Below are 19,319 nucleotides of genomic sequence, written 5' to 3' on the forward strand. Positions count from 1 at the left end.
TGGTCAAAAAAATATTCTAAACATATGCAATGGCATCCATTTCAATTTTGAAACCAAAATGTAATTCATTCGTTGGTACAATCGTACGTGCTGGTTTATGTTCACCGAAAAATTCGGTATAAACCGCATCTACTTTGTCCCATAATTCAATATCTGAAATGTATAATGTCATGCGCAAAATCTTTTCTTTTTTACTTCCAGCAGCCTCTACAATCATCTCTACATTCTTAAGCGCTTGTAATGTCTCTTTTTCAATGGGGCCGAACTCTTTTTCTGTCGTTTCAGGATTGATGGCAAATTGTCCCGACACATAGACCGTGTTTTGATGAATGGTTGCGAATGCATAGTGTCCGTTTGATTTTAGATTTCCTACCTCGAGTACGCTTTCCATTTTGACACTCCTTACCTCGATTTATTTTTGATTTCATCCAAATAGCTATAGACGGTTACTTTGGAAATGCCTAACATAGATGCGACCTTCTCAACAGATCCTTTCATTAAAAAAATGCCCTTTTCATCCATGAATTTGATTAGTTCAATTTTTTCATGACGTTTCATAACTGGATGAACACTGTTTTGAATGATTTGTTGAATCAATTGATCTACTATTTCTTCCACATTTTCAAGATCATCATTTGATGTTGTTTCTTTCTCTTGAGCTTCCACGTGTGTAGTAAGAAAAGTATCCATAAATTGCTGCATTTGATTCAGTGCTTCAACATCAAAATTGATACAGAAAGCACCGATTACTTTTTGCTTTGAATCACGTATTAATGAAGTCGAAGAACGAATCGTACGCTTATCTTCTGTTACAAATGTATAACCAGCCAGATAATCTTCTTTAAAATCTTCTGATTGTAATACAGTCTTGACTAGATGATCAAATGATTGGCCGATTTCTCTTCCTGTCACATGGTTATTTACTGTAAACATGACAGATGCTTGAGGATTCGTTAAATCATGAATCACCACTTCACAATTTGGTCCAAACATTTTTGCAGTAGATTTTGCTAAAGGAATATAACTCTCTAATAACTTTTTAATATGTTCCATGCCTAAGCACCTCATTTTTTTATTCCACTAGATTATATAATTTTTTATATATAAAAACAATATATAGATTTATTTATATACTATAATGCTCACAAGATCACAAAACGTTTGTTTCACGATTGTGTTTTAATAAAAGAAACCAATCGCTCACCAGCATATGATACACTCCATTTAGGATGGTTAAAGGTTGTCAAATCATAACAATGATACTTGGATCAGTAGATCTCCATTGTTCTCACTCTAAGTTAAGAGGTGTTTCTATGAATAAATTATTGGCCATGTTGATATTAGGATTGAGCTTTAGTGGTGCCGCGCTCATTCTTTCAGTCCCTTTGTTATTCAAATCCAAACTAGACCAAACTGAGCTGGTGTTTGCTGCTGGATCATTGGGCGCTTTCGCAGTATTTGCTGTCTCATGCCTAGTTCTTCGAAAACGATTCAAGCGCTTGACTAAGTGACATCGTAATGATCACCTATCAGCTTCATAAAGCTCGATAAAATCGTTACCTGATTCAATCCATCTTTTTGAGGTTTGTTAAGGCGTTTGAACGTTTTAAAATGAAACAAAAATAAGCCATTGATCCAGCATGGCTTATCAAATACACTCATCTATTGAAATCAAGATAGTGGCGACAAAAACTGATGTTAGAAAGACAATCGTATCCCTGGTTTTGGATTTACCGGATATATGGGTTAAACGTAAATATAAATTATTATGCATCCATTCAAAGCTTATGATCATAGGAACTCTTGTCACCGAGGGTATTGGAATATTATTTATATTTATAATGGAGTTTGTAATCCTCATACTTTAGGTCCAATTAATACTTCATGATGTGTAAACTAAAGTGGTGAACATACCACCAGCTCCATCGGTAAGGTTATTAGAAATATGATGTGAAATATGGCAATGAAAAGGCCATACACCTGGATTATAGGCTTTAAATAAGACATCCCAAGTTTCACCAGCAGCCACTAATATTGTGTTTTTTAACAATCTATTATGATCAGGAATTGGATTACCGTCTGCTTTTTCAACTAAAAATTGATGCCCATGAATATGCATTGGATGATGGTTGATTTGTATCGCTCCTAATCTCAAGCGTACAATATCACCATATTTAATTGGCATAGGTGATGTAGAAGGGAAGCATTTTCCATTAATAGTAAACATGTTGAAGTCCATGGCAAAAGGCTTTAAATCATATTGACCTGGCTCTACTTTTTCCCCTTTTTCTAAACCATCAAGGCTCCATTCCTGCATTAACATTAGATAATCTTTATTAATATGTCTTTCCTTCGGGTCTAGTATGACAAAACCTCCTAGTAATCCTAGCATGTCTTGCTTTGCTACATTAACGTGCGAATGATACATATGTGTGCCAGGAGGATTTGTTATCCTAAAATGATAATCATAATAATGACCTGGTTCTATTCTAGGAGATGCCTCCACATCTGGGACACCGTCCATCACATTTGGAACATCTAAGCCATGCCAATGAATACTTGTAGATTCTGGTAGGTGGTTAATGACTCTTATACTGATGTAGTCATCTGGATATACTTGAATAGTTGGTCCGGGTATACTCCCGTTGTATCCCCACCCTTTAATAAAAACACCAGGAAGTATTTCTTGACTTACAGGTTCAGCTACTAATTCGAAAAATTTAATACCATTTCTAAAGCTATATTCAAGCGCAGGAATATCTGGTGTTGTTACCATTTAAACACCTCATTAATAGATTGTTTATACAATGAAGAATAATACATTATATTAAAGGCTGTTTTATTTCATGACCAATTTAAAGGTTGTGACGCTGTTTTAGGAAGCAGTATGTATTTCTCTGATAAATTAAAAAGTGTATAAATTTTGGAACCAGACATACTATAAGAAAAAAATGCAGAAGGGATCATCATGATGGATGTAACATTAATTTGGAAAACACTTTTAATATTTATTGTCGGAACAATTATCTTAAGAATTGGTGGAAGAAGAACAATTTCTCAAATGACGATTCCCCAAACAGTTATGATGGTTGCTATCGGTACCTTATTAATCCAACCCGTCGCTAGTCAGAGCCTTTGGAGTACTTTTGGTATAGCTGGATTATTAGTGCTTTGTCTAATTATTACTGAACTTATCCAATTAAAATATGACAATGCAGAAACAGTTCTATCTGGTAAGGCTGTATTAGTGATTGAAAATGGTGAACTAATTGAGAGACATTTAAAAAAACTTAGATTACCCGTTGATAAATTAGAAGAACGATTACGACAAGCAGGAATTTCAAATATTAGTGATGTTCAATATGCTACATTAGAATCTAACGGGCAATTAGGATATACTTTAAAATCAGAAAAACAGCCTGCCACAAAGGAAGATATTCAAAACCTGATGAACCTTATTCAAAAGGGACAACTGGTCAATATCAAAAATCCATCAAAAGATCATCTTTTCACTGAAATTTTAAACGAAAATTCAGATGCTGACCTTAAACATTTACAATAGGCTCTACATTAATATATGAATGCGATCATTGGTGTTAACAACAGCATGAAAACCTAACTCTTGGCTTGCCATGTCTGTACAGATGGCTGTCCCCCATTCAGGCGAATCCCCGCCCCCGCCGCAAACATAAAATAGTACTGGATAGCCCTCTTCCTTACGAGAAAGAGCCACGTCGTCGTAAAAATGCGTTTAGATATCAAATATTTAGTGACAAGCGGCTAGTCATGAAGCATTTCGTACACTTCAGGAAACATGTATGTGGTTGGAGTCTTTCCTTCACTGCTATCAGATGGATAGTACATAAATGCGGTCAGTTCTCTTTTGGATTGATCTGATGCCGTTTACTCAAAATCCATCTGGATTCCTATGTAGCTCCGATTGGTTCTGGAAATGTGTCAAACTTTTTCATTCTTTTATGCCCCTTTCATCATGAAAATGAATATCGGTTCTTTGCTGACTGAGTATCGTATTGTGATATAATTTTGAGTCAAAGACAAGAGCTGATAGAAAATGAACTGGCTGAATGGACATCATGATGGTGAAAAATTCTGAAGAAATGATAGGGTGATAGCGATGAGAAGACTTGAGTCTGGTATATCAGTAGACAACGAAACATTTTCTGATGTTGCCAGGTATGAAAACGAAACAATCAGCAGAACAACAATTATCAACTCAAATGTCCGTTCTCCTATATTTTGGAGCTGTCACTTGGATCATCTTGTATTTGATACGTGTGATCTGACGAATGCGAGATTTTTTGCCGATAGTACGATTGATCATTGTACTTTTAGTCATTCAGACTTGCGCTCTGTGGGCATTGGCAAAAACGAAGCTGTCTTCACCAATTGCGAATTTTCTTCCTGCGATATGAGAGGAATGACATTGGAGAATGCTACGTTTATCGATTGTACTTTCTCTAATTGTAGATTCAATGACCGTGTTTTACAGGCAGCGAACATCGTCAATTGTACCTTTGCTGGTAAGCTAATAGATATAACGTTTGAGGGAAATGGCAAACAAAAGCTGATCGCCAATTTTGAAAACTGCACCCTTGATGGTGTTCGTTTTATAGGCTGTGACCTAGCGGCATGTATTCCGCCAGCATCCAAAAACCATTTATATGTTGAACATGTATCTGCACGTGTGAAAAAGGCCTTAGAGAAGATAGATGATGATCCTACTCTGTCTGATCATGATCGGAAAATACTAGTGCGGAGTCTGCGGAAGCTTGAACAAATGGAACAGTATATTTTTAACACGAAATATATGGAGAACATACATGGGGCCGCTTTTGTTGAACGCTTTTTCAGTCATCTTGGATGTAGCAAGGATCACATGTAACGTTTGCTACATCTCTTTTCCTATTTTATCTTTATGTGGTACATCAGTTTCGAGTATATTTGAGCGGAATGAGTTCTTCGATTTTCACCTTGACCAGCTCCCCATCCATATCAAGGATGACAAAACATGTTGGTCCAAAGTCTGAAATGAGCTCTCGGCAGATGCCACAAGGGCTGACTACCCTAATTCTTCTATCTTCTTCATCTGAATAAGGGTGTCTCACTGCAACAATTGTATCAAAATCTTTGTATCCATTCGATAAAGCGCTGCCAATCGCAATGGCTTCTGCACAAACAGTTACCCGTCCGATATAGGCTTCTATATGGACAGCTGATATGATTTCTCCTGTTTTCATGCGGATCGCTGCCCCTACATGATGCTTGTCATCTTCATAAAGACTGATCATCTTCTTTTTTGCTTCGTCTATTAATTCGATATCTTCATGTGATAGATCAAACGTTTTCATTTCGTTCCCCTTTCACCTCACTGCTCGTATGTATTATACCAAACATGAGGTGATGAACTAAACTTCACTCCCCTTTACTAACCAGCCAAAAGACCGTTTGTTCTGTAGTGAATGGCCATTCTGAATGTATTTCATATTCAATTGAAAAAGGCTGCTTTCAAGTAAGCAACCTTTTCCCTTATTTACATCAGAACATGTACCCTTTCTAGGTGTGAACTGAATCCCTATCGATTGATCGCTTGAATGATTTTCTTCAGAGCATCTGCCGCTTCTGGAATTGGCATGACAACAAACACATGCAGCATTTCAGGATAAACAAAGGTTTTGATGTCCATTCCTTGTGCTGTTAATTTTTCATCAAGCTTGATGGCATCTGGATATAACATATCATGTGTTCCAATGAAATGAGTGATCTTCGCTAGTCCTTTGAAGTCGCCGTATATGGGACTGATCAATGGATCTGTGAGACTTTGATCAGCTGCCCACAATTTTGTGATGACTTCCATTCCTTCATGACCTAGAATCGGGTCCTTTTTTGCATATTCAAAAATGAGAGGGTTGCTCATACTCATATCAACACACGCAGATAGTAACACGATATCCTTTGGCTGCGGCAGATCTTCCTTCTTTAAAAGGTGCGCAAGACCAAGTGAGATGTTTCCGCCAGCTGAATCTCCCATGATCGTCAATTGATTGGCACTTCCGGCAGTTTTCAGAAGGTCTTTATATAGGTTAAGCATTTTCGGATACGTATCCTGGTTGCTATAATGAGGTACTTTTGGGTAAATAGGAGCGACTACTTTCGCACCTAGTGATTGCGCCATTTTATCCATGAACCACCAATGGACATTCAAAGGCTGATTTGTCCACGCGCCACCATGTAGATAGAGAATGACTTTTTGATTTTGTGATGCTTGTTCATTCAATGTGAAAACTTGCATGCCTTCGAAAGTCTGCTCTTGTACCTCACTGATTAAATTCACATCATCCCCAATGGCATAAGGCTGCGTATTTTCAATTCCTTTTTGCTCAAGAAATTTTTTTGTCTGTTCGATACTAGAAAAACTCTCTTTATTACTTTGCGAAGCGAATAATGTTTCAAATTGAATACTTTCTTTAGAACGTTCACCATGATACATTTCTACACTCATTTTTTTCTCTCCTTCACCCAATAGGTTTATTGATCATCCTGCTTCGGAACACGAAATGATTCCAAGTAGACTTGTACTTTTTTTTCAGGGGTTTTTAATAAGTTAGATAAAAGGTCTTGAATGAGACGAAGGCTTTTAATTTTCTTTTCAATTTCTTCATGTTTAAGATGGACAATTTGTCTTAGGGTATCAAGGTCTATGTCTTGACTTAGCATGTCCATAATTTCAGCTATTTCCTTTAATGAATAACCGAGCGTTTTCGCATCTTTGATCAATTGAATTTTCACAACATAGTCGTCTGTATAGAATCTGTAACCGTTTGAACGTCGTCTTGGAGCAGGTAATATGTTGTGCTCTTCATAGTAACGAATTGCGGCAGGACTTACTCCTGTTTTTTTGGCAAGTTCTCCTCTAGTCATCAACTCCATCGTTACTCCTTTTTTATTATTTTGTTTTACTATATGTACATTATAAAGGTTGAACTATACTTCAAGGTCAAGGTGAAACATTTTTCGGCCAACTTTTGTTATCAAATGATTGTAGCAAAGAGATCTCTAGTGCTTGCTATGACATAATTGAGGTTACTTTTTGGGTAAACAAAAAAACACCATCGCACCCGGCCAAATAAGGCGGATGCAATGGTGTCATCATCATTCCATCTGGATTATGATAAATCTTCCCCATTTGTTGCAATCACTTTTTTGTACCAGTAGAAGGAATCTTTTTTGTAACGATTTAATGAACCATTCCCTCTGTCGTCTTGATCTACATAGATCAAACCATAGCGCTTACTCATTTGAGATGTTCCGCAGCTAATTAAGTCAATACAACCCCATGGTGTATACCCCATTAAGTCGACACCTTCTTTGACTGCTTCTTTCATCTGTTCAATATGTTGTTTTAAATAATCAATTCGATAATCGTCGTGAATTTCTTTGTCTGTTGTCAATGTATCTCTTGCGCCAAGTCCGTTTTCACAAACAAATAAAGGTTTTTGGTATCTGTCATACAGTTTAATTAATGAAATGCGCAGACCCATTGGATCAATTGGCCAATCCCATTGTGATAACTCCAAATGCTCATTTTTAATTGGACTATCAAATGTACCCGCTAGCTCGGCTGCATCTTCTCGGGCTTCTGCTACGTGGGACATATAGTAGCTGATCGCCACAAAATCAACGATGCCCTCTTTCAAAATTTGCTCATCCTGCTCTTCGATATCAAGTTTGATGTCGTTGTCAGCAAAATATTTCACCATGTATGTTGGATATTCACCTCTAGCTTGAACATCCGGATAGAACATATTCAATTGGTTCGATTTTACCGCTTGCAACTGGTCCTCTGGTTTCGTTGTTTTTGCATAGGCTTCAATTTGGTTTATCATACAGCCAATTTGGACATTTGGAATGATTTCTTTTGCAGCCTTCACTGTGAGAGCGCTGGCGATAAATTGGTGATGTGATGCTTGATACGCAGCCTGTAATTTATGGTCTACTAGGTCCTCTAAAATTCCAGCACCGGTGTAAAGGCTGTTGAGGTTCATATTCATTTCATTGAATGTAATCCAATACTTCACTTTATTTTTATATCTTTCTAAAATGGCACGGGCATATTTTTCAAACAACGGGACAAGCTCTCTACTCATCCAGCCATTATATTTCTCTGTTAAAGTAATCGGCATTTCGTAATGAGACATCGTGACTAGCGGTTCAATTCCATATTTCGCACACTCATCAAATACGTTATCGTAAAAAGCCAATCCTTCTTCGTTCGGCTTGTCTTCTAAACCAGTTGGAAAGATTCTTGCCCATGAAATAGACAAGCGAAACACTTTAAAGCCCATCTCTGCAAATAGTGCAATATCCTCTTCATATCGATGGTAAAAATCGATTCCGCGTCTTTTCGGAAAATCAAATTCATCGGGTTGTTCCTTGTATCTTGTTAATTCAGCTGAACTCACATCGAAAGTAAAGTTGTTCACTTTTCCTTTTTCATAAGGATCTTTATATGCAGCAAAGTCTGACGTCGACAGGCCCTTGCCACCTTCTAAGTATGCGCCCTCTATTTGATTGGCAGCAGTTGCGCCACCCCATAAAAAATCATCTGAAAATCCTTTTTTTAATTCTTTCATTTCAATCATCCCTTCTCTTTATATTAGTGAATAAGCATTAAGAGCTTATTTTGACCTGCGGTGACATGAGCGTCACCTGTATGAATCACATCAAGATATTGCGTTGAATTTGTGACGATAATAGGTGTCACTACATCTAAATGGTTTGATTGAATGCCTTCTATATCAAACGATAATAAATGATCCCCCGTCTTTATCTTATCGCCCTCTTTTACCAGTACATCAAAGAATTGGCCGTTTAGGCTGACCGTATCAATCCCCACGTGGATCAATAATTCAATCCCATCATCTGAAACGAGTCCGATGGCATGTTTAGTAGGTGTAACAGTCACTACTTTTCCTGAGAACGGTGCTTGTACCACCCCCTTATCAGGCAAAATTGCGACTCCCTTCCCCATCATTTCACTTGAGAACACGGAATCATTCACTTCAGATAAAGGAATGACCTTTCCACTCATAGGTGCTTGAACTTCATAAGGGTTTGTTTGCTTAGACATTTGTTGATTCTCTGTACTCTCAGTGTGATTTGGCTTTTCTGCAGCTTGCTCGTTAAAAGCCGTTACAGACTCCTGAAATCCAAGGAGAATGGTGATGAGAAGTGACACGATGAAGCTAAGGGCGATTCCAATCAGAGCCAGCTGAAAATTATTTGTCCCTTTCATAATGTAAGTTGGCAGTGAAGTAATGCCTGGGATCGAAAAGGCTGTCGTTTTAACTGAAAATAAACCGTAAAAACATCCACCGACTGCGCCGCCAATTAATGAAGCATAAAAAGGTTTTTTTAGTCTAAGTGTGACTCCATAAATGGCTGGTTCTGTGATCCCGAAGAAACTAGGAAGCAATGTTGAAAGCGCTAAAGACCTTGTTTCTACCCGCTTGGTGCGGATGATGACACCTAACACAGCGCCTGCTTGTGCCATATTCGCAATGAAATTCATTGGAAGCAGCATGATATCGTAACCCACTTTTTCAAAGCTGGCTAACGTGCTTGGGAAGAATGCGTAATGCATTCCAGTTAACACAATGAGTGGCATAAGGCCCCCCATTAATAAACCGGCAATCGGACCAGCGAAATTGAACAATGAAGTGAAAAAGATTTCTAAATATTGCCCAGAAACGTTCCCAATAGGAGCGATAAAAGCCAGTGTAAGAGGAGCCGTGATCATCAGGCTCAGTACCGGTGTAAATACGATACTTAAGGATTTTGGGATCGCTTTTGTTATCCACTTATCGACAAAACTTAGTAATAGCACACCTAAAATAATTGGTAATACAGAAGATGTGTAATTATTTAGTGGAATACTTAACCCTAAAAAATTTAACGGATCTGCTCCTTTTGCTGCACCTTCGATCATCGTTGGATATAGTAAAATCCCTGCTAATGCGAGCGCAAGAGATTCTCGCGTTTTAAATTTCTTCGCTGCCGAATAAGCAATGAGGAAAGGTAAAAAGTAAAAGACAGCATTTGAAAAAATTTGAAGTACTTGATAGGTAGAACTTGTCTCCGTCAGCCAGCCTAAGCTAACGAACAGTGCCATGATCCCTTTGATCAATCCACTACCAACAATCGCTGGCAAAATAGGTGTGAAAATCCCGCTGATCACATCGAATACGACTTCAATTGGGTTCATCTTTGACGTGTTTTTAACAGGAGCAGAATTATTGCTACTATGACCGGCTAGATGATCGATTTCCTCATAAACCTCTGCTACCTTTGCTCCAATAATGACTTGGAACTGTCCACTTTGGAATTGAGCACCTAAAACACCATCTAATGTTTTCAGCTCATCTACTTTTACCTGATTTTCATCGTTGAGATTAAACCTTAGCCGTGTGATACAATGCCAACTTTGAGATATATTTTCGGTTCCACCAATTAATTTCACAATTTTTCCAGCCAATTCTTTGTTTTCCATGCTTTCACCCCTTCATTTTCACAAAAAAAACCTAAACAAAATCCACCATAGAAAAGATCATTCTTTCTCATGGAGATTTGTTTAGGTTAATGCTTTTTCATAACACGCCTAAAAGAAATCATTTATTTTTTTGGTGTTCCTTTGTGATTCGCTCAATATGGATGACTAAAAAAACAAGTTCGTCTTCTGTCACATTCCAATTGAATTCTCGTTTTAACATTTCTTTGATGATCAATCCACAGGCATAACTCTTCATATAACGATCCTGTATTAATTCTTTTAACGAGTCATCCATCTGCTGCGGTGGTTGATTGGTTTCCTGCCTGACAATAAAATATCTCAAGTGGGTAATAAACCTCGAATAATTAATGGATGATTTATCCAATATCATCTCGAAAATATTTTGAATGATTTTGACGATTTCTTTCGTCAGGTGAGTCATCTTAATGGTGTCTCCCATAGACTGACCATCTATTTGAGCGTTTACAAAATGCAGGGCAATGAATGAAGCTTCAGTATCTTCAAAAGAAATGCCCATCATCTTTTGAATAATTGTCAGTGCTTTTTTCCCGACTTGATATTCTTGAAAATAGAGATGTGGAATTTCCCACACAATGGGGTTTTCATACGCCATTTTTTCTTCGTGCCTTTGAATAGCGAAGGTGAGATGATCGGATAGCGAAAAGAGCACGCTGGAACCTAACTTCTTATTCAACATCTCTTCGCCTACGCGAATGATTTTTTCAGTTAATAAAAGGATATCAGTTGGGATAGCGGCAAGTTGAGATTCTAATGGAGACGTCTGATCGGAATAAAATGTCTTACTGACAGCGCTCTCATCAAGTGTATCACCTTTCTTCTTTTTAAAACCTATTCCTGTTCCAAACACAACGACTTCATTTTGAGCCTCTGTTAGAGCTAATACGATATTATTATTTAAAACTTTAACGACGGTGAACATCCTCATCCCACCTTACCTAAAATGCTAAAAAAGCATAAAAAAACACCAAAATCTCAGCAAACAACGTACAAATGTACAATCTGTTTACCTGACTTGGTGGTGCCTGATCATATCAGTAACACTCCTGCATCGGTTACGACTTTATTTTAAATAGATGGATGACCAAAGTCAACTATTTTTTTCTGAAAAAATAGATTAAAATACCCAGAATCATTTTATCTTTCCTTGTCTTTTTACAGTTTAACATATTTAAGGTTGCTGTAAGGTTCGGATTAATACGAGTTAAGGTTGAGGTTGTACAATGGGTTTGTAAGGAATTGAGGGATGAGTCAAATGGTCCCCTCTTCTAAATCAATCATAGAGGTGAAAAGCTTTGAGAGAAAATAAAATTTTGTCTTCATTATGTTACTTCAGTATCTTTTTTGCACCGTTTCTATTTCCGATTATCGTTTATTTCTTAGGAAAAGACGAAGTGAAATACCATGCGAAAAAATCACTATGGACACACATTATTCCTTATTTGATTTTCGGTCTTGGTATTGCCGGTTCAGGTTTACTTGGCATGAACGATATCAGTCATGCTGGTCCGTTCTTAATTGCAACGTATACTGTGACATTCCTTGTGGCGATCTACTTCTTCATTTGGAACATTGTGAAAGGCATTAAAGTGTTTTCAGAATAAGAGTTAGAAAAAACGGTTCTGTGATTGATCAGAACCGTTTTTTTTATGTCCGTTTAAGCGGGTAATTGGATATCAATCGTTGTTCCTTCTCCTATTATACTTTGTATTGTCATATCTCCCCCGTGTTTTTGGATGATATCTTTTGCAATCGCCATTCCAAGACCTGAGCCTGCATGTGTCCCTCCTGTATTCGTCCCTCTATAGTAGCGGTCAAATACTTTTTCTAGCTCTGCTTCTTCAATTCCTTTGCCATTGTCTTGAATGGTGATATGGGTATGTTCTTTTTGTTCAAGCTGTACAATGATTTTCACATCAGCATCATTGTGAACAAGGGCATTTAAAATGAGATTGGTGACCGCTCTTCTTATGAGGATCGTATCAATATTCAGCATAAGCTTGTCTACATTCGTTTGCAGCTCAATGGTCTGATCTGCATATCTCGAATCGTTGAGGATACCAATTAACGTTTCACGCAGCAATGGCACAATGTTCACCAGTTCTTTATGCAGCATCACGTCGTTATTTTTCAGCCTTGTTGTTAAATTGAGATCCTCCATCACATCTTTGATGTACAATGATTTATTCTCTATGATGCTGGCATAATGTCTAATGTCTTGATTTGAAAGAGGATAATTTGGATCTTTCATGATTTCTGCATAGCCTTGAATAGAGGATAATGGTGTTTTAATATCATGAGAAATATGACTGATCCACTCTTCCCGCATCATTTGCTCTAATTTGTCTTTTTCTTTTTGGCTTGAAGCGAGCTGCTCGGATAAGTGATTGACATTATAGAACACATCTTTATATATCCCCTTCGTTGGCAGCTTCGTCGTATAATCTCCGTTTGCGAGCCGCTGAATGCCGTAAATGGCACGGCCGAGCGGTTTGATGAGTTGCCGGCTGAATAAGTATCCAATGAATAAGGCAATGATGGCATCAATCGATAATAAAATCATCGTCCCGATATTGAATTGCGATATTAATTCTTTCGTATCAAAAGAAAATAAATATTTTCCGATGGAAGGGTCCTTAAATCCGATGAAGTAGCTGTATTCCTTACCCTTTCCATTTTTCCCTCCAGCATAGATCGTCGACATCAATTGCTTATCTTTATATTTATGTAAGTTTACAATTTCTATAGGTGTGTATTTGCTCTTTAAGCCTTTAGGTGCTAGTGCATGATAGACGTCTTGTCCATTTTCGTCTAATATTTGAATCCACGCATTTTGTTGTTTTAAGGCTTGCTGTCCTTCTTTATTCACAGTGATATTTTGATTAGACAAGGTGATGTATTGTTCAAATGTTCTTGTGAAGGTTTCCGGCGTATTTTCTTCGTTTTGCTGACTGCTTGCTTGTAGTACAAGCCATATCATGAATCCAAATAAGTTAATAAAGACCGTGATAATGGTCACGATAATGACAGAGACCATGTATCTGCCTGTTAATCGCCATTTCATCTTTATGCATCCTTTACAACAAATTTATAGCCAAGCCCTTTGACCGTCACGAGAAATTCTGGTGTAGATGGGGAATGTTCTATTTTTTCCCGCAGTCTTCGTATATGAACCATTACCGTATTATCAGAACCGAAGAAATCCTCTCCCCAAACCGTTTGATAAAGCGTTTCTTTACTGATGACGCGATTCGGATGCTGCATGAAATAAGTCATCAACATAAGTTCTTTCGGAGTGAGTTCAATTGCCGCTCCGTTTTTCGTCAGTTCGGCTTGCTGCTCGTTTAACTCAAATGGGCCTTTTTTGATCACGGGCTCCGCTTGAGAAGGCTGTAAGTAGGATGACCGTCTTAGCTGGGCTTTTACCCGGTAGGCGACTTCTTTTGGACTGAACGGTTTTGTAATGTAATCATCGCCGCCAATGGCAAGTCCTACAATTTTGTCTGATTCCTCTCCTTTTGCTGATAAAAAGATAATCGGAACATGCGAGACATCTCTGATTTGTTTGCAAATATCGTAGCCTTCTCCGTCTGGCAGCATAATATCCAGTATGACGAGATCTGGTTGTTCTTGATGAAATTGCGTGAGCCCATCACGGGCAGTTGAAGCTGTTAACACCTGGTCAATGCCTTCTCTTGTTAATACGGTATGGATTAATTCTAAAATTTCTTTTTCGTCATCTATAATCAATACTTTGCTTTGAACCTTTGGCATGATGATCACTCTCCTGAAGTCATTGTTATTATTATACCCAAAGTGTTGACGTCGTGAAAAATCAACTTACTATTTACACAGAAAAAAGCCAATTTTCTTTTTTAATGAGAAAATTGGCTTTTCGTGTTTCTCTAGCGTTTGACCACAAATGTTGTCACACTTTGAGCTGGGAGATGAGCCCAAAATTGATTTCCTGATATGTTTAAGTCAGTTCCAGGTTGAAGGTTGCTGCTGCCGCTCGTCACCCATCTAGACGCCTGAGAAACAGAGCCATTTTGCACGACGAAGTGTTGATTGACCCCTGCATTGTTTTTATTAATCGCCACAATGACGACCTGATTGTTTCCTTTATAGGCTGAGACGAAAACATTCGATTCAGGGCTTTTCGTTGCATCAATTCTGACGTACCCTGGACGCACAAATTTGGAGAAATGCGCCATGTTGTATCCGCGTTTGCTAATCATTCCATCTTCTTTCATAGGACCGTATGATCTCCGGATGTACCACCACACATACGCCTGAAAGTCCCCTTCCACCATTGAATGGTGAATATGCTCTGATACCCCTAATGCCTCAGGCCAGCGGTCCGCTGAATTGTTATCACTATTCGGATAGTAGACCTCTGTCATCCATAGCTCTTTCCCTGCCCCTTTTTGTTTGAAAAGAGGGTACGGAAGCTGGCTAATTTGGGTTCCGTATAGATGAGCGCCGAGAATGTCCATATTCCTAAGCGCCTGTGGATCGTTTAAGATAGGATCTGAGATATTCTTAAGATATTGAAACGATTCTGGTGCAATCACACGTGCATTAATGGAGCCGGCATTTTCTCTCATGAATCGCAGGATTTCCTGAGGTGTCCACCATGTCCATTCATGCGCATAATCGGGCTCGTTTTGAACAGAAATCGCATAAAGATTGACTCCGTTGTTTTTCATGTAAGTGACAAAATCATTCAGATGCTGAGCATATGCTGCGTATTGATTGTATTTAAGCCGCTTGGCAGGTGATCCATTCCGGTTGAATGTTTCAACCATACTGCTTGGAGGATTCCAAGGGGAAGCAATGACTAGAGCACCATGCTCGATCGCTCGTTTGGCCGTCGCGACTTCTCTGCTCCAATTGTTTCTGTTTTCGTCTACATAAATTCTAAGAATGGAAAACCCTAACTGATTTTGTCCATTGCCAAAGGCGGTTTCCCTTTGTGGTGCTGTCAAATCACCAATCCAAGCTGGATGGTTCATTCCGCCAAAACCACGAATCACTTGTCTTTCTGCGTTGAGGTTAATGTTTGCGTCAGCTGCTGATACTTCAGCTACTCCGGGGCCTATGAACATGACAGATAGCATGGTGAAACACACCAATAAAGCAAGCATTGGTTTTTTTACACATGACATCAAATTTTCCACTCCTCTATCAAACATTTAAGCACCTTTATTCGCTACCTTTGAGTAAACTGCCAAGAATCAAATTGGAATAGATTTCCCCCGCCTGTTCCGGTAAAGACAAAAAATACGTTGTGCACTCCGGATGCGCCGTTAATCGATGTTTCTATTTCCCGCCAGTTTTGTGTTCCACCGGTGGAAGGGACATTCAGTGTACCGACCAGTCTGCCGTTCGCGCCGCCAAGGCGTACTTCTATTTTCCCGCCTACTGTCGATGCGACATTGGCTTTAAATGTTCTAGCGCCATTGGAACCAAAGTCTACATTCCCTAAAGCGACCCAATCGCCATTTTGAATATTGGTGACATGCTGGTTATTCACTGGTCCTCCTGGTGCTGACGAGGCTTCTGTCAAAATGCGTCCATTCCAAGCGAATGTTTCAGCTTCAACACGTTGATATGGATTCAGATTAGATAGCTGTTTCACCCCTTCATAATTGGCTGCTACTTCTCGAAGGGAGCCATCTGCATTATGCACAAGCTTGTTAATATGTGGAGAGCGATAGCCTTTGCCACTTCCGTATAAGGCAGAGCTAACGGTTTGCGTATGATACACCACATACCACTCATTTTTAAAATTGAACACCGCATGATGGTTGTTACCGCCGCCACCAAAAAAAGCACCCGGATTTTTCAGAAAGTGTCCTTTATACGTGAAGGGTCCCATCGGACTTGAGCTCGTCATATAGCCGATTTCACCAGGTGGTTTATCGGCAGGATGTGAGCCGCCAAAATTGATGCAATAGGAATAGTAATAGGTTCCGTTATACTTATGCATCCCTGAGTCTTCAAACATAAAAGGAGCATCAATGGTGGATGCGCTACTGGCCACACTTGTCATATCAGCACCTAGCTTCAGGACTCTTGCTGTTTTAGGATTTGCCCATTGTCCCTGCGTTGGATTGGAACCGCCTGGAACACCTCCGCCGGCATATAGATAGCCAGTACCGTCATCATCTACAAATACGGCCGGATCAAAAAGCCATACAACTCCGGACATGCCAGGTGTACTTGGCGTAACGAGTGGTTTCCCAATCGGATCAGTCCATGGGCCGATCGGGCTGTCTGCTGTAAGGACTCCAATCCCTCCGCCGCTGTTAGCGAAATAAAGGAAAAATTTATCCTTTCCGTTGATCTTCTTTACCGCTGCTGATGGGGCCCATGATGCGCCTGCCCATTTGGCAATGCCTCTGCCGCCATTTGCCCCATTTGCCCCCGCTACTGGAATCGCTCCGTGATCGGTCCAGTTGACCATATCCGCCGAAGAGATGACGAATACTCTATTCAGATTTGCAAATGAATTGTCCTTAATCGTTCCGTTGCTTTGATATTCATAGTCATCACTCGACATATAAAGGTACACTCTTCCGTTATAGGTAAGCGCAAACGGGTCTGCTCCTAAGTGATGATCAATGAGCGGGTTTGCATTTCCTACTTGCTTGGCAATAGGAGTGCTTGCCGCATTCGCTTCATATACCGGCAAACAACTCAGTACCAAAGTGAAGATCAATAAACAAACGCTACACTTCATCCTCGTCCTCATCGTGTCATTTCCTCCTGTTTTCATCTTCCTGATATTGGGGTTTAGGCCCAATTTCAAATTATGTTGATGTTTCGTGATGAAGAATGAATACAAAGAATGATTTCTCCCTGCGAATCCCTGTAAAGAGTGCAATGAAAACCCTTACTTTTTAACTAGAAGACAACAAAAAAATGCAGTCTCCATGATGGAGCTGCATTCTTCCTCAATGTTCAATAAATGTAGACTACATATAACGAGCGGTCACCATTTTCTTTCTCGTGTAAAACTCTACTCCGTCTGTTCCATTGGCGTGCAAGTCTCCGTAGAAGGAATCTTTCCAGCCAGAAAATGGGAAGAAAGCCATTGGAGCAGGAACACCAATGTTAATGCCTAACATGCCGGCTTCGATGTTTTCACGAAATTCTCTTATGCTTGAAGCGCTGTCTGTGTATAGGCAGGCACCGTTTGCGAATTTTGATTGATTGGACAGGTCGATTGCTTCTGCGAGTGATGAGACACGGACAATGGATAAGACTGGGGCAAAAATCTCGTCCTGCCAGATTTTCATTTGATTTGTGACATGATCAAAGATCGTTGGTCCGACAAAATACCCTTCTCCATTTGTTTCGTTATCTTGTCTGCCATCACGAATCAGGCTTGCGCCTTCTTCAATTCCTGATTGGATATATTGAAGAGTTCGTTCTTTATGCTCCTTCCGAATGACTGGTCCGAGAAAGACATCTTTATTTATTCCGTTTCCGATGACAAGCTGGTTGGATTCATCGACCAATTGTTGAATCAAGTCGTCTGCCACGTCTTCTTCCACTGCGACAACAGCTGCTGCCATGCAGCGTTCACCTGCTGATCCAAAAGCAGCGCCAATGATCTGTTTTGTGGCCGATTCTAAATCAGCATCTTTCAAGACGATGGAGTGATTTTTTGCACCGGCAAGTGCTTGTACACGTTTACCATGTGCTGTCCCTTTTTTATAGACGTATTCTGCGACTGGCTGAGAGCCGACAAACGAAATGGCTTTTACCTTTTCATGTTCAAGCAGACCGTTTACTACATCGTGAGCGCCGTTGACAATGTTGAGCACACCTTTTGGAAGTCCTGCTTCTTCAAATAATTCTGCTAACCGTGCAGCAAGGATTGGCGTCCGTTCTGAAGGTTTTAAGACAAATGTATTTCCGCAGGCAATGGCAAGCGGGAACATCCAGCATGGGACCATCATCGGAAAGTTAAAAGGGGTAATGCCACCGATGACGCCAATTGGGTAGCGGTACATGCCAGACTCTAGACCAGTCGCAATATCAGGTAGTTGTTTCCCCATCATTAAGGTTGGTGCACCAGCGGCAAATTCCACACATTCAATTCCTCGTTGCACCTCTCCTTTTGCTTCTGTTACACTTTTTCCGTTTTCCAGCGTGACGAGTTCAGCTAACTCATCCCATTTCTCAACGAGTAACTGTTGGTATTTAAATAAAATACGTGCGCGCCGGGGAACAGCTGTTTTAGACCAAGTGGTGAACGCTTCTTGTGCAGCTTGGACTGCATGTTCTACATCCGTTTTTGTTGAAAGCGGTACTTCTGCGATAACCTCGCCAGTAGCTGGATTATAAACAGCTTCCGTTTGGTTCGTTTCGGCGTCCACCCATTGTCCGCCAATATAATTTTTCAACGTTTGTACATCTGTTTTGGTCATGTTCCCTCTCTCCTCTTTGTTTGGATTGTGATGCAATCGTGTGTTGATTTATCGTCATTGTCTCATCTAAGGGGCCTTCATCTGTATACACTCTTTGTCAAATGAAACCACAGTTCTGCTTTACGTTCTGATAAAACATGTGAAGTCTATACCTTCTAGCTCTTTTGGTTCCGAAGATCTGTCCCCCTTTTAGGTCGTTTTGTCTGTTTGTCATGTGGCATGATCATGTTAACTAATTGATGATGTATTTTTGGTTAACTGTTGGTTAACTT

At 39.5% G+C, this 19,319-nt stretch carries 17 protein-coding genes and 1 pseudogene; 3 read left to right on the top strand and 15 right to left on the bottom strand.

Going from position 1 to position 19,319, the window contains the following annotated elements; translation table 11 throughout:
* Window positions 1-16: 16 nt before the first annotated feature.
* The 3 genes from BA79_RS03815 to BA79_RS03830 form a co-directional block, all read right to left on the bottom strand.
* Window positions 17-391 (bottom strand): RidA family protein, encoded by a 375-nt coding sequence (locus BA79_RS03815; protein WP_035700977.1) that lies wholly within the window; start codon window positions 389-391, stop codon window positions 17-19.
* Window positions 392-402: 11 nt separating this feature from the next.
* Window positions 403-1,053, bottom strand: coding sequence for a helix-turn-helix transcriptional regulator (locus tag BA79_RS03820; protein WP_035700980.1), 651 nt, complete (start codon window positions 1,051-1,053; stop codon window positions 403-405).
* Between the two features lie 829 nt (window positions 1,054-1,882).
* A complete protein-coding gene (locus tag BA79_RS03830; RefSeq protein WP_007499295.1) occupies window positions 1,883-2,776 on the bottom strand; it encodes a multicopper oxidase family protein in 894 nt (297 codons plus the stop codon).
* Between the two features lie 195 nt (window positions 2,777-2,971).
* On the opposite strand from BA79_RS03830, the gene BA79_RS03835 reads away from it, so the two are divergent.
* Complete coding sequence (locus BA79_RS03835; protein WP_035701085.1) at window positions 2,972-3,562, top strand: DUF421 domain-containing protein; 591 nt, start codon at window positions 2,972-2,974, stop codon at window positions 3,560-3,562.
* A 63-nt stretch (window positions 3,563-3,625) separates the two neighbouring features.
* Here BA79_RS03835 and BA79_RS19870 read toward each other — a convergent pair.
* Window positions 3,626-3,971 (bottom strand): annotated as a pseudogene (locus BA79_RS19870) (alpha/beta hydrolase); the annotation flags it as partial.
* Window positions 3,972-4,135: 164 nt separating this feature from the next.
* On the opposite strand from BA79_RS19870, the gene BA79_RS03840 reads away from it, so the two are divergent.
* Complete coding sequence (locus BA79_RS03840; protein WP_035700985.1) at window positions 4,136-4,903, top strand: pentapeptide repeat-containing protein; 768 nt, start codon at window positions 4,136-4,138, stop codon at window positions 4,901-4,903.
* Window positions 4,904-4,946: 43 nt separating this feature from the next.
* Here the strand turns inward: BA79_RS03840 and BA79_RS03845 are convergent, their stop codons facing one another.
* The 6 genes from BA79_RS03845 to BA79_RS03870 all read right to left on the bottom strand — a co-directional run bounded on the left by BA79_RS03845 (window position 4,947) and on the right by BA79_RS03870 (window position 11,528).
* The gene (locus BA79_RS03845) at window positions 4,947-5,369 is read right to left on the bottom strand and encodes a cytidine deaminase (RefSeq protein ID WP_035700988.1); all 423 of its coding nucleotides are present in this window, start codon (window positions 5,367-5,369) and stop codon (window positions 4,947-4,949) included.
* A 224-nt stretch (window positions 5,370-5,593) separates the two neighbouring features.
* Window positions 5,594-6,520 carry an alpha/beta hydrolase fold domain-containing protein gene (locus BA79_RS03850; protein WP_035700990.1) on the bottom strand — a complete coding sequence of 309 codons (927 nt, stop codon included), beginning with the start codon at window positions 6,518-6,520 and terminating at the stop codon, window positions 5,594-5,596.
* A gap of 26 nt (window positions 6,521-6,546) precedes the next feature.
* Window positions 6,547-6,948 (bottom strand): MerR family transcriptional regulator, encoded by a 402-nt coding sequence (locus BA79_RS03855; RefSeq protein WP_017367349.1) that lies wholly within the window; start codon window positions 6,946-6,948, stop codon window positions 6,547-6,549.
* 236 nt (window positions 6,949-7,184) lie between these two features.
* Window positions 7,185-8,660, bottom strand: coding sequence for a glycoside hydrolase family 1 protein (locus tag BA79_RS03860; RefSeq protein WP_035700993.1), 1,476 nt, complete (start codon window positions 8,658-8,660; stop codon window positions 7,185-7,187).
* 14 nt (window positions 8,661-8,674) lie between these two features.
* On the bottom strand, window positions 8,675-10,567 hold the full coding sequence (locus BA79_RS03865; RefSeq protein WP_035700996.1) for a beta-glucoside-specific PTS transporter subunit IIABC: 1,893 nt from the start codon (window positions 10,565-10,567) through the stop codon (window positions 8,675-8,677).
* A gap of 118 nt (window positions 10,568-10,685) precedes the next feature.
* Window positions 10,686-11,528 carry a PRD domain-containing protein gene (locus tag BA79_RS03870; RefSeq protein WP_035700999.1) on the bottom strand — a complete coding sequence of 281 codons (843 nt, stop codon included), beginning with the start codon at window positions 11,526-11,528 and terminating at the stop codon, window positions 10,686-10,688.
* 373 nt (window positions 11,529-11,901) lie between these two features.
* Here BA79_RS03870 and BA79_RS03875 point away from each other — a divergent pair, with 373 nt between their 5' ends.
* A complete protein-coding gene (locus BA79_RS03875; protein WP_035701001.1) occupies window positions 11,902-12,210 on the top strand; it encodes a magnetosome magnetite crystal formation protein family in 309 nt (102 codons plus the stop codon).
* Window positions 12,211-12,263: 53 nt separating this feature from the next.
* On the opposite strand, the gene BA79_RS03880 is transcribed toward BA79_RS03875, so the two are convergent.
* The 5 genes from BA79_RS03880 to BA79_RS03900 form a co-directional block, all read right to left on the bottom strand.
* Window positions 12,264-13,670 carry a sensor histidine kinase gene (locus BA79_RS03880; protein ID WP_035701003.1) on the bottom strand — a complete coding sequence of 469 codons (1,407 nt, stop codon included), beginning with the start codon at window positions 13,668-13,670 and terminating at the stop codon, window positions 12,264-12,266.
* A gap of 2 nt (window positions 13,671-13,672) precedes the next feature.
* Complete coding sequence (locus BA79_RS03885) at window positions 13,673-14,380, bottom strand: response regulator transcription factor (RefSeq protein WP_035701006.1); 708 nt, start codon at window positions 14,378-14,380, stop codon at window positions 13,673-13,675.
* A 131-nt stretch (window positions 14,381-14,511) separates the two neighbouring features.
* On the bottom strand, window positions 14,512-15,774 hold the full coding sequence (gene xynC, locus BA79_RS03890) for a glucuronoarabinoxylan endo-1,4-beta-xylanase XynC (protein WP_035701008.1): 1,263 nt from the start codon (window positions 15,772-15,774) through the stop codon (window positions 14,512-14,514).
* A 44-nt stretch (window positions 15,775-15,818) separates the two neighbouring features.
* The gene (locus BA79_RS03895) at window positions 15,819-17,363 is read right to left on the bottom strand and encodes a glycoside hydrolase family 43 protein (protein WP_035701011.1); all 1,545 of its coding nucleotides are present in this window, start codon (window positions 17,361-17,363) and stop codon (window positions 15,819-15,821) included.
* Between the two features lie 223 nt (window positions 17,364-17,586).
* The gene (locus BA79_RS03900; RefSeq protein ID WP_019744147.1) at window positions 17,587-19,047 is read right to left on the bottom strand and encodes a CoA-acylating methylmalonate-semialdehyde dehydrogenase; all 1,461 of its coding nucleotides are present in this window, start codon (window positions 19,045-19,047) and stop codon (window positions 17,587-17,589) included.
* Window positions 19,048-19,319 lie beyond the last annotated feature (272 nt).

The sequence above is a fragment of the Bacillus altitudinis 41KF2b genome (assembly GCF_000691145.1).
GTDB lineage: Bacteria > Bacillota > Bacilli > Bacillales > Bacillaceae > Bacillus > Bacillus altitudinis.